Annotated in this window: 13 protein-coding genes; 8 read left to right on the top strand and 5 right to left on the bottom strand. The window is 35.2% G+C overall.

What is annotated here, in order from left to right:
* Positions 1 to 79 precede the first annotated feature (79 nt).
* The 6 genes from ACNQGD_RS09320 to ACNQGD_RS09345 all read left to right on the top strand — a co-directional run bounded on the left by ACNQGD_RS09320 (position 80) and on the right by ACNQGD_RS09345 (position 3775).
* A complete protein-coding gene (locus ACNQGD_RS09320; protein WP_417996922.1) occupies positions 80 to 1045 on the top strand; it encodes a KpsF/GutQ family sugar-phosphate isomerase in 966 nt (321 codons plus the stop codon).
* Positions 1045 to 1860, top strand: a complete 816-nt coding sequence (tatC, locus tag ACNQGD_RS09325; RefSeq protein WP_417993238.1) for a twin-arginine translocase subunit TatC — start codon at positions 1045 to 1047, stop codon at positions 1858 to 1860. Before ACNQGD_RS09320 ends, tatC begins: the two co-directional genes overlap by 1 nt.
* The gene (locus ACNQGD_RS09330; protein WP_417993239.1) at positions 1853 to 2206 is read left to right on the top strand and encodes a carboxymuconolactone decarboxylase family protein; all 354 of its coding nucleotides are present in this window, start codon (positions 1853 to 1855) and stop codon (positions 2204 to 2206) included. The genes tatC and ACNQGD_RS09330 overlap by 8 nt, the downstream gene beginning before the upstream one ends.
* 85 nt (positions 2207 to 2291) lie before the next feature.
* Positions 2292 to 3032, top strand: a complete 741-nt coding sequence (gene lptB / locus ACNQGD_RS09335) for an LPS export ABC transporter ATP-binding protein (protein ID WP_099713342.1) — start codon at positions 2292 to 2294, stop codon at positions 3030 to 3032.
* 103 nt (positions 3033 to 3135) lie between these two features.
* Positions 3136 to 3435 carry a nucleotidyltransferase family protein gene (locus tag ACNQGD_RS09340; protein ID WP_417999101.1) on the top strand — a complete coding sequence of 100 codons (300 nt, stop codon included), beginning with the start codon at positions 3136 to 3138 and terminating at the stop codon, positions 3433 to 3435.
* Entirely contained in the window at positions 3428 to 3775 is a 348-nt protein-coding gene (locus tag ACNQGD_RS09345; protein WP_417999102.1) for a HepT-like ribonuclease domain-containing protein, read from the top strand. The genes ACNQGD_RS09340 and ACNQGD_RS09345 overlap by 8 nt, the downstream gene beginning before the upstream one ends.
* A gap of 6 nt (positions 3776 to 3781) precedes the next feature.
* On the opposite strand, the gene ACNQGD_RS09350 is transcribed toward ACNQGD_RS09345, so the two are convergent.
* Both ACNQGD_RS09350 and ACNQGD_RS09355 read right to left on the bottom strand, forming a co-directional pair.
* A complete protein-coding gene (locus ACNQGD_RS09350; protein ID WP_417999103.1) occupies positions 3782 to 4645 on the bottom strand; it encodes a glycoside hydrolase family 25 protein in 864 nt (287 codons plus the stop codon).
* Positions 4646 to 4654: 9 nt separating this feature from the next.
* Positions 4655 to 5371: a CDP-alcohol phosphatidyltransferase family protein gene (locus ACNQGD_RS09355; protein WP_417999104.1), complete on the bottom strand. Its 717-nt coding sequence runs from the start codon at positions 5369 to 5371 to the stop codon at positions 4655 to 4657.
* A gap of 193 nt (positions 5372 to 5564) precedes the next feature.
* Between ACNQGD_RS09355 and ACNQGD_RS09360 the strand changes: the two genes are divergently transcribed.
* Together ACNQGD_RS09360 and ACNQGD_RS09365 are read left to right on the top strand one after the other, a co-directional pair.
* The gene (locus tag ACNQGD_RS09360) at positions 5565 to 6635 is read left to right on the top strand and encodes a putative type IX sorting system protein PorV2 (protein ID WP_470303490.1); all 1071 of its coding nucleotides are present in this window, start codon (positions 5565 to 5567) and stop codon (positions 6633 to 6635) included.
* Between the two features lie 22 nt (positions 6636 to 6657).
* A complete protein-coding gene (locus ACNQGD_RS09365; protein ID WP_417999105.1) occupies positions 6658 to 7794 on the top strand; it encodes a lipoprotein N-acyltransferase Lnb domain-containing protein in 1137 nt (378 codons plus the stop codon).
* Positions 7795 to 7823: 29 nt separating this feature from the next.
* Here the strand turns inward: ACNQGD_RS09365 and ACNQGD_RS09370 are convergent, their stop codons facing one another.
* The 3 genes from ACNQGD_RS09370 to ACNQGD_RS09380 all read right to left on the bottom strand — a co-directional run bounded on the left by ACNQGD_RS09370 (position 7824) and on the right by ACNQGD_RS09380 (position 11847).
* Positions 7824 to 9218 (bottom strand): exopolysaccharide biosynthesis polyprenyl glycosylphosphotransferase, encoded by a 1395-nt coding sequence (locus ACNQGD_RS09370; protein ID WP_417999192.1) that lies wholly within the window; start codon positions 9216 to 9218, stop codon positions 7824 to 7826.
* A gap of 209 nt (positions 9219 to 9427) precedes the next feature.
* Positions 9428 to 10771: an O-antigen ligase family protein gene (locus ACNQGD_RS09375; RefSeq protein ID WP_417999106.1), complete on the bottom strand. Its 1344-nt coding sequence runs from the start codon at positions 10769 to 10771 to the stop codon at positions 9428 to 9430.
* Entirely contained in the window at positions 10768 to 11847 is a 1080-nt protein-coding gene (locus ACNQGD_RS09380) for a glycosyltransferase family 4 protein (RefSeq protein ID WP_417999107.1), read from the bottom strand. The genes ACNQGD_RS09375 and ACNQGD_RS09380 overlap by 4 nt, the downstream gene beginning before the upstream one ends.
* Positions 11848 to 11858 lie beyond the last annotated feature (11 nt).

The following is an 11858-nucleotide window of genomic DNA, read 5'->3' on the forward strand; positions in this document are numbered from 1 at the left end:
TTATGTGGTATTTTGTATAAATTTGCAACACATAAAGGTACAAATTTCTTTTACACATACAAATTTTAATTATTCTGTTTTGATATCCAAAGAAAATATATTGGCCAGTGCCAAAAAAACTATTTTATCGGAAAGCAAATCTATTGCCAAACTAACTGATTTCCTTGATGAAAACTTCATTGAGGCAACACAAAACATCTATACGTCCAAAGGAAGGCTAGTGGTTACGGGGATAGGAAAAAGTGCTATTATTGCCCAAAAAATGGTAGCCACCTTTAATTCTACCGGAACACCATCACTATTTCTTCACGCTTCAGAGGCTATTCACGGTGATTTGGGAATGATCCAAAATGAAGATTGTATCATTTGTATTTCAAAAAGTGGCAACAGTCCTGAGATAAAGGTTCTAGTGCCACTCTTAAAACGTTTTGGAAATACATTGATCGCAATAACTGGAAATACGGCTTCTTTTCTCGCTAAAGGTTCTGATTTTGTTTTGAACACCACTGTAGATGCCGAAGCCTGTCCTAATAACCTTGCCCCCACTAACAGTACAACGGCACAATTAGTCATGGGAGATGCGCTTGCCATTTGTCTTATGGAAATGCGCGACTTCAAACCGGAAGACTTTGCTGTTTACCATCCGGGAGGGGCATTAGGCAAGAAATTATTGTTGCGTGTAAAAGACATGTTAGAACACACCTTGAAACCTATGGTAGCTCCAGATGCATCTATAAAAAAGGTGATTTTTGAAATCTCAGAAAAGCGTCTTGGCGTAACTGCGGTTGTTGATCAAGATAAAGTAATCGGTATCATTACCGACGGTGATATTAGAAGAATGCTAAACGATAGCGATTCTTTCGCTGATTTAACTGCCAAAGATATAATGACAAAAAACCCAAAATTAATCCCATCTACCGCCATGGTTGTAGATGCATTGAACATCTTGGAAGACTTCTCCATCACACAATTAGTGGTTGTCGACAATGGAGAATACAAAGGAGTATTACATTTACATGATATTTTAAAAGAAGGAATACTATAATGGCGAAAAAAAACTTAAACGAAATGTCGTTTTTAGATCATCTTGAAGAATTAAGATGGCTATTGGTTCGAAGCACAATTGCAATATTAATTTTGGCTACGGTCACTTTTTTTATCAGTGATTATATTTTTGACGTCATCATTTTTGGCCCCACAAGACCTAATTTTGTAACCTACCGCTTTTTTTGCGACCTGTCCAATCAATTAGGCTTTGCCGAGAGTATTTGCGTAACCGAAATGCCTTTTATAATCCAAAACACCAACATGGAGGGACAAATCAATGTTTTGATTTGGACGTGTGTAACAGCGGGATTTATTCTTGGTTTTCCATTCATCCTTTGGGAAGTTTGGAAATTCATTAGCCCTGCATTATATGACACAGAGAAAAAACATGCCAAACTTTTTATCTTTTCATCCTCATTACTTTTCTTTTTGGGCGTACTTTTCGGTTATTACGTAATTGTACCCATGTCTGTCAACTTTTTTGCGACATTCACGATCAGTACGGTAGTGATAAACCAGTTCAGTATCGACTCCTATATTGGCTTGGTAAAAACAAGTGTTATCGCTTGTGGATTGTTTTTTGAACTACCGATTATCATTTATTTCCTGACCAAGTTAGGATTGGTAACACCGGTTTTCTTAAGAAAATATTGGAAATATGCCGTAATCATCATTCTTATTGTAGCAGCAATTGTTACACCTCCAGATGTGGTGAGTCAAATCATTGTAACGATTCCGATGTTGTTAATCTATGAAGCAAGTATCTTAATTTCAAAAATAGTAGTAAAAAATAAAAAAAAATTAAATGGCTGATGTAATCCAAGAATTCAATGAATACCGTTCTAAAATGAACGAAAAATTATTGGCAGACAATAATAAAATTGTAAAACGAATTTTTAATCTAGACACCAATGCCTATGCAGCAGGAGCATTAGACGTGAAAACCAAAGAGCTTCTGGGACTGGTAGCATCGGCAGTTTTACGTTGTGATGATTGTGTGAAATACCATTTGGAAACCAGCTTTAAAGAAGGTGTAACCAAAGAGGAAATGATGGAAGCTATGGGAATTGCAACCCTTGTAGGCGGAACGATTGTTGTTCCTCATTTAAGAAGAGCTTATGAATTCTGGGAGGCATTGGAAGAAACCGTTGTGAAATAATTGTTAAGAAGCAAAATCGTTTAATTGTTTATTCGTTTATTTGAACGATTAAACAGTTAAACAATCCAACGATTAAACTAAAAAAATGAAATTAAGAGCCGAAAATCTAATCAAAACCTATAAAGGGCGCAGTGTTGTAAAAGGCATTTCGGTAGAAGTGAATCAAGGCGAAATCGTAGGGCTTCTGGGACCTAACGGCGCTGGAAAAACAACTTCTTTTTATATGATTGTGGGATTGGTGAAACCAAATTCAGGCAACATATTCCTTGATGATTTGAATATTACCGATTATCCTATGTACAAAAGAGCACAGCAGGGAATTGGTTATTTAGCACAGGAAGCTTCTGTTTTTAGAAAACTAAGTATTGAAGACAACATATTGAGCGTACTGCAATTGACAAAACTGTCCAAAGCGGAACAAGAGGCTAAAATGGAAAGTTTAATAGAAGAATTCAGCTTAGAACACATTCGTACCAATCGTGGGGATTTACTTTCCGGCGGGGAACGTCGTCGTACCGAAATTGCACGTTGTCTTGCCACCGATCCAAAATTCATTTTATTGGATGAACCATTTGCAGGTGTGGATCCAGTTGCCGTTGAAGACATTCAGAGAATTGTGGCGCAGTTAAAAAATAAAAACATCGGTATTCTTATTACCGATCACAATGTACAGGAAACCTTGGCTATTACTGATAAAACCTATCTTATGTTTGAAGGTGGAATCCTAAAAGCAGGAATGCCGGAAGAATTAGTAGAAGATGAAATGGTACGTCGCGTATATCTTGGACAAAATTTCGAATTGAGAAAGAAAAAATTGGAGTTTTAGAAAAGTGTTCCGTTTTAGTGTTCAGTTAAAAGACAGCAGATGGCAACTATTGGGAAATATCATTTTCAGAATTGTTCAACGTAAAAAAACCTATCTTTGATATATGAATCTAATAAACCAAAATAAAGAAATAATTAAAAATTTATGTGAAACACATAATGTTGAGAAATTATATCTTTTTGGTTCTGCAACTACATCTAAATTTAATGAAGAAAGTGACATTGATTTTTTAGTGAAATTTAAATCTTTTGACCTCAAACTATACTTCATAAATTACATCGACCTTAAAAACAAACTCAAAAATTTATTGCATAGAGAAATTGATTTAGTGGAAGAACAAACTTTAAAAAACCCTTACTTAATAAGTTCCATTGAAGAAAATAAAGAATTGATTTATGGATAAAAAAATCCTAAAATGGCTTTACGATGTCAAAATTTCAATTGATGAAATAAACAGTTATTTTATTGATGAAAAGATGGATTTTTTTGAATACAGAAAGAATTTAATGAGAAAAAGAGCCGTAGAACGGAATCTTGAAATCATAGGAGAAGCCATAAATAGAATATTAAAAACTGACAGTTATTTTACTTCCAAAATTACTGATGCAACCGCGATCGTTGGATTGAGAAACCAAGTTATTCATGCTTACGATAACATATCTGATGAAACTATTTGGGCCATACTCACCAATCATTTACCAAAATTAAAGATCGAAATAGACACATTATTGAAAGGCAATTAAAAAGAACTACTCCACAGTAATATAACGCAACTGCTGCAAATCTCCATTGTAAATATTGACGTCTACAGTACCTTTTATTCCGGGAATTGATGCCTTTTCAGTGAATTGCCAAAACAACCAATCTTCGGCTATTTCTTCCCTGTAAAAGTTATAATTAGCAATCCAAAAAAGATAATCGCTGAATTCTTCTTTCAAAAAATCATCATAGTAGCGTTCGCCGGTATAAATGATAGGTTTAACGCCATAATGAGATTCTACAGCATTCAACCACCTTTTCAAACCTAATTTAAGATTTTCAATCGACTGATTTTTAGGAAGTTTTTCAATGTCTAAAACGGGTGGTAAATCTCCTTTTTGAAGCGTTACTGTTTTTATAAAAAGTTCGGCTTGTTCCAATGAATTTTCATTCGGGCGATAGTAGTGATAGGCCCCGCGAATCATTTTATTTTCTTTGGCGCCAAGCCAATTCCTATTAAACTGACGGTCTTTCCTGTCTTTTCCAACTGTAGCGCGAATAAACACAAAATGCAGTGGATATTTATTTTCTAAAGTATCTACATAAGTCCATCCAATTTTTCCTTGGTATTCAGAAACGTCAAGGCCAATACTTTTTCCTTCGTGTTTTTCTAAAACCTGATAATTTCGAACCTCAGAAATGCGCTTGGCTTCGGTTTCTTCTCTTAGAATTTTATCCGATTTAAAACTAAAATAATACGCTAAGCCATCTCTATAATGATACCCAACAGCAGTCATCAGCACCACTAAAAAAGTAACAATAAAATAACGCAAAACCTTTCCGGAGAAAACAGTTGCTTTCTTTTTAGGTTTACGAACTAACGTAGTTTTTCTTCTGACCGTTTTTCTTCTCATCCAAAAAAACTACTTTTTCAACATTTTATTATTTATTACAGACAGCAATACATAGAAAAGGATGACCAAAGGAATTCCTAAGTATTGGAGGAAAATTAATAACAAAAGGGAACAAATCAAAAACACCATTTGAAGCGCATTATCATTGAAATTGAACTTCTTGATTTTTAAGGAGAACAAAGGAATTTCAGCGTTCAAGATGTAAGCGCTCAATACCGTTATTGCCAATAAAACCCATTGATTGGTCAATATTTCGATAACAAACAAAGAATCGGTGTATTTTAAAACCAAAGGCAGACTTAAAATAAACAGCGCGTTGGCAGGCGTTGGTAAACCAATAAAAGAATCCGTTTGACGGGTATCAATATTAAAATTTGCCAATCGGTAACAAGAACCTAAGGCAATCAAAAATCCTAAATAAGGAAAAAGTTGCAAATGACCAACCGCTGCGGTTGATGCATGGTCGATCATCATTTGAGACATCACTAAACCCGGTACTACACCGCTGGTAACCATGTCTGCCAAAGAATCCAACTGCAATCCAAGCGGACTCGATACCTTGAATAATCGGGCAAAAAAACCATCAAAAAAATCCAAAAATATACCCAAGCAAACAAAATAAAATGCCATTTCAAAATCTTGGTTAAAAGCAAAAACCAGAGCGATACAACCGCAAAAAAGATTTAGTAACGTAATAGTATTGGGAATATGCTTTTTAATAGTCATAGTGTAAAATTTAGTGAGCCACAGTTGGCAAATTTAACATAATAAGTCAAGGAGAAGTACGTTTTTTAATAGAGTTTTTTCAACAGTGATTTCTTGTTTAGATATATTTACCGAAAGGAAGAAATAAGCTCAGTAAAAAATTATATTTTTGATAAAAAATTAAACAGACTTGTCGTTTGTAAAAATAACCCCATTGAAAAAAAGCTTTCTATTAGCAGCGGTTTTGGTGAGTACACTAAATTACAGTCAAGCCGTCAGAAAATATTCGAATGAGTTTATGAATATCGGCGTGGATGCGGCTGCATTAGGTATGTCTAATACTGTTGTGGCTTCCACTAGTGATGTGAATTCCGGGTATTGGAATCCTGCAGGACTGATGCATCTGGAAGACCATCAAGTGTCAATAATGCATGCTAATTATTTTGCTAATATTGCCCAGTACGATTACTTGGCCTACGCAAGCCCTATCGACGATAGGAGTGCCTGGGGAATTTCATTAATTCGTTTTGGTGTCGATGATATTCTAAATACTACGGAACTTATCGACAGCCAAGGCAATATTGATTACAACAGAATCAGTCTTTTCTCGACGGCCGATTATGGTTTCACTTTTTCTTATGCTCGAAAACTACCTGTCCCCGGATTTCAATATGGCGTAAACGCAAAAGTTATCCGACGAATTATTGGAAAATTTGCCAATTCTTGGGGATTTGGTTTTGATGTCGGATTACAATTCGAAAAAAACAACTGGCAATTTGGATTAATGCTTCGGGATATAACCACCACCTATAATGTATGGAATATTGATGAAGTCGAATATCAGAAAATTGCCAATTCCATTCCCGGAGAAAATCAGGAATTACCGGAAAGTACTGAGATTACGGCTCCAAAAGTACAAGTAGGCATCGCTAAAAAGTTCCTCCTACGATACGATTATAGTATTTTGGCTGCCGCCAATATGAACATGCGATTTGCCAAAACGAATGATCTTATCTCGACCGATTTTGTCAGCATCGATCCGGCTTTGGGTCTTGAATTTGGTTACACCGATTTGGTATTTGTTCGGGCGGGTGTGGGTAATTTTCAAAATGTACAACAACTGGACAACTCTGAAAAAGTGGGCTTTCAGCCTAATATCGGTTTGGGATTCAAATACAAAGGCATCCAGATTGATTATGCACTCACTGATTTGGGCAACCAAAGTACCGCTTTATATTCCAATATTTTTTCGGTTAAAGTAGATTTGGGAATGTTTAGAAATTAATTTAACAACAATAGGACAACAAATGAATATAGCTTCTTTAAAAAAAATAGTTCTTTTTGCATTACTATTTTCATACCTGCATAGCTTTAGCCAAAGTATTGAATTATCAAAAGATACACAAGTCAGCGTACTTACTTGCGGAACGGGTAACGAATCCTATTCTCTTTTTGGTCACACTGCCATTCGGGTACGTGATACAGTCAACGCAATTGATGTGGTCTACAATTATGGTGCTTTTGATTTTAATACCCCAAATTTTGTCATGAAATTCATAAAAGGGGACTTACAATATTTTGCCGTAGCGCACTCCTATCCTGACTTTATTAATCAATACCAATATGAAAAAAGATCCGTTTATGAGCAGGAATTAAACATCCCCTCGCCCCTGAAACAAAAACTATTTGACAACATGAACACTTCATTGGCCTCAGGCGAAAGTCATTATACCTATAAGTTTATTGATAAAAACTGCACATCGATGGTGGTTGACATCATCAATAAAACAATAGATTCTACCGCAATTGTAAAAAACACGGATACTGACATCACGTACAGAACAATCCTTTATCCTTATTTTGACAATCACTTTTACGAGAAATTAGGTACGAGCATCATCTTTGGTAAAAAAGTAGATGGTTTAGGGACCCAACTATTTTTACCTTTTGAACTGCAAAAAAGCCTGAAGAAAGTTACTTTTCAGAACCACCCGTTGGCACAGGAAAACAAGACACTGCTAGAATTCGAGAATGAAATTCCTGGATCTTGGTGGAATAACATCTATACTTATATTTTTCTTCTTGGGTTTATTGCGCTGATAAATAAGAAAAGTATCGATTTATTTTACCTCATCCTGATAGCGGTAATGGGCCTATTCTTTACGTTTATCGGATTTTATTCGTCGCATCTCGAATTAGGATACAACTATAATATTTTGCTGTTTAATCCAACTTTAGCAGGACTGCTTTACTTGTATTGGGCAAAAAACAAAAAAGGAATTTACAATCTGGCGTTATTTAATTTGCTGTCATTAGGAATCTATTTCTTTGTAGTAATCAACAAAGTTCATCTTTTACTGGTGTTGCCATTAATACTTACTACCGGAATTGTTTTGGTAAGACTTGCAATTCAAAATAAAAAACGCATTTCAATTATCATTTAAAAATATTTTTAATAATAATAATAATATTATTATTGTCCTCTATAAAACAAAACGGTGGTAATTGTTTTAAAAGCAATATTTAAATCCAGAAAAATACTTCTGTGTTTGATGTAATACAAGTCGTATTGCAGTTTTATCAAACTGTCATCAATAGTGGCTCCATAAGCGTAGTTCACTTGTGCCCATCCCGTAAGACCCGGTTTGATAACATGTCGTGTTTCATAAAATGGCATGACTTCAGCAATTTCCTTTACGAAAAAAGGGCGTTCCGGACGAGGGCCAATAACGGCCATATCCCCTTTTAAGATATTTATAAATTGTGGAAATTCATCAATTCTGGTTTTTCTCAAGAATTTACCAAAAACAGTCACCCGGGAATCATTTGTCGTGGTAAAAACAGCCCCATTAGACTCCGCATTACTGACCATGGTTCTAAATTTTAAAATCTCAAATACCACACCATCCTTACCGACACGTTCTTGGGTATAAAACAATTTTCCTCTGTTTCCTATCGCATTTCCTACTAGTATTAACGGGGAAACCACCAGACCAATGGACAATCCAAGCACCGAAGTACTGATTTCAAAAATCCGGACACCAATCAAATACAGCTTATTGTGATTGCTTCTGCTAAAAGGGAAAAATCGATAAAAATCCCTGGACATATAATGCACCGGAATACGTTGCGTTTTACTTTCATACACCTGCGTGTATTCTCGGATTATCGCTCCTGACTCTAGTAATTGAAGTAATTGCTGATACAACTCGGCTGTAATTCCTTCTGTTTTATGGGAAGCAATCACGATTTCGGATATCCCGTTTTGTTTTACAAAAGAAAACAACGCCGCTCTCTTTATATTTTTAATGTACGGATATTCGACTATCTCATCTTCAGTGGCGGCCGCATTGACAAATGCAATTATTTTATAATGGGGATCAATATGTTCTAATCCGGATATTAACTCGACTACTTGCTCATTATCACAGATTAAAACGGCATTTTGCAAAAATCGATTAGAAGCTAGAAACGCAACATAAAACATTCGCCATAAAAACAAAGCCAGAAACACCACCAAATAAAACAATACAATCTGAATTCTTTTTGAAGGAAGTTCTGGAGAATAAAACGGCGTTAACAAATAGACTAAAACGGTCGTTGAAACGGTGAGAATAGAACTTTTTAGCACCTGAAATTGATTGCTGGCAACCTGAAGATTGTACATTTCGAAAATAGTTCCGAAAATATTGATATAAGCACCCAAAATTAGCATCCAATACAAGTTATTGGCAGACATTATAAAATAGTCAAAATCAAATATATTGCCTATAAAAAATAAAGAACCACAAACAAAAAACACATCAAAAACACGAAGAATCATCTTTCGTTCTGATATTTCAAAATGTATTTTATCAACTGAAAACATGAGTTGCATTTATGTTTAGGAGTGCAATTTAGTACTTTTGCTTCGAAGTAAATTTAAGAAATGTTAATTTTTTTAACAAAATTTCAATAGAGAACAAGTTAATACAAGACTATTTCAAATAAGGCTCATAAATAAAGCGACAGTAGTGTTTTTTCATGAACTAAAATAGATTAGGGATATACTTCAATAATAATAATAATAATAACCAATTAGTCCTCATTCTTTTTTGGGGGTAAACCCAATTGAATATTCAATAAAGACAAAGAGTACACAAAGGCCGGTGCCGCAATACGCATAGCGGCATGATTAATGGTTAAAAACCAAAAAGCAACAAAGCACAATAAAAACATATTGAACTTGTTTTCTAAATACAAAATCAAAGGCGTAAAAAACAGAATCAGCAAAGCCAATATCCCGAGAGACCCATGCTCGGCAAGCATTCTGGTAATCTCATCATGGGATAAAACTTTGATCCCAGTTTCGTCTTCTCTAATTTCAGCCCCTTTACCAACACCTACTCCAAAAATCGGATTCTTCAAGAAGGTATTAATCTCATCTTGAGCCACGTCCTCTCTCCCCGTAAATTGACTCTCTTTGAGTCTTCCAGCAGCATCTTGATTCGCATACCTTTTATTGATAAGACCTCCCGTCTGGAACGAAGTATACGTCCAAGTGGCAAAAATAGCCAATACCAATAATACTATAATATAATTCAATTTTACCCTCCCGCTAAAATTCGATTTAAAATATAAAAAAACCAACAATAAGACAATCATCAAAAATCCAGTAATCATTCCGCCTCGGGAAAAAGTAAGCATACCGCGATACGTAATATTCAAAGCAATAATAAGATTAATCGCCATTTGAAATTTTGTTTTAGAATCCAATATGATTCGGGAAAAAAAAATAAACATGCCCAATCCTAAAACGGTTGCCACTTGATTAGGGCCATAACCACCGGAAGTCTCAAAATTAGATTGTGTACTTGTGACAACATCCCGTACATTTGGCGTATACAAAGTTAAATACACCATACAACTTAGAATAGGCAACCCCAGACTAAACAAGATTTGATTCATATCTGCTAATGAAATCTTACGCCTAAACGTATACAAAGAAGCCAGCCCCAAACAAACCGGACCCGAAATATTGAAAGCAATCGCTTTCCGAATATTAGTGTCAAAATTCAAAGCAAAAGTCGAAAGGACAACACTGGGCACCAATAAGAGTAAGAAAATCCAATACGGCGCAGCTCCTTTAGAAAAACCGCTATAGTACATTCCTGACAGAATGAAAACCATTACACCATACTTCGAAATTTCATACAAAGGATTTCCTCCGGTCATTCGTAAAAAAACTTCGCTACCCACCACATAAGCGGCTACAATAAGTGCTTCATTATTGCGGTTTTGACTTTTAATGATGTAATACAACCCAAAAATAAAAATAGAATACCCATAAATTTTAGTAGTAAATGGCAAAAGAAATCCCAATGCACCTATGAATACATGGAGAAGAATTAAATAGAGATAAAATTGATCCTCTTTTTTCATTTGTGACTATTTTGCAACCAATTTAAATACTGTTTAATAATGACTTCTTCTGAATGAGCATCCTGTATCTTGTTATAAAGAGCAATCCCTAACTCCACCTGTAGCGCATCATTTTCTATCAATTGAACTAGTGCTTCATAAAACATTTGTTCTTGTTTAGAAGGAACTAGAAGGCCATTTTTACCGTTTTGAACCAAAGAAGCCATTTCACCTACATGCGTCACTACAACAGGTTTTTTATTCCAGCCATACTCTAACAGTGCCACGGGCAACCCTTCAGACTGAGAGGTTAAAACGGCAATTGTCGATTGATGCAATATATTTTTCACATCTTCTTTACTGCCGTAAAGAAACACATTTTTTTCTAAATGATATGTTGCAATCAAATCCTTAATTTGTTGGGAATATCCATCCTGAAAATCTTTTCCAACCAAATGAAAAGTCCAATCAGGATGCGATTTTTGTAGCTTTTTGGCAACTTCCAACAATAAAAAATGATCTTTTTGGACTCTCAAATTAGCTAAAGACAGGATGCGCTTCCCTTCGATTCCATGCAAGAAAGTCTGCTCTAAAACCATAGTATCTTCAGAGGGGAAATTAGGAAGATAAAGCACTTTTTTAAATTTTAATTGTTGTTCTGCCCATAGTTTTAGTTTTTGATTGACGGCTATAATACCACTAAAAAAAGGAAGGGTTATTTGCAAAACACGGAAGGGTCTTTTGGATAAGAATTCACTGTCCCCATAATGATCATGCCAGATTAAGCGAAGGGAAGGGCATATTAATTTCAAAAGAAAAACCAGAAAAAAAGAAGTGCTGTGCGCATGAACGACGGTAACTTTATGCTGTACTACATAACTTCGCAATCGAAATACAGCCTTAAAATCCAACGAGCGTTTCTTATTTAAAAACAAATAAGAAACTTCTTCCTTCAATTGTCCTTTCAACCTACCTTCTTTTCGAGTAGCTACCAAGCCTGAAAAAGAAATTTTAGTTGTCAAAGCGTTAGCATAGCTTACAGCCATTCGCTCTGCTCCACCTGCCTCAAGAGAATCTATAATTTGAATGATTCGCATTTTTTACTTTT

It is taken from the genome of Flavobacterium glucosi (assembly GCF_048286535.1).
GTDB lineage: Bacteria > Bacteroidota > Bacteroidia > Flavobacteriales > Flavobacteriaceae > Flavobacterium.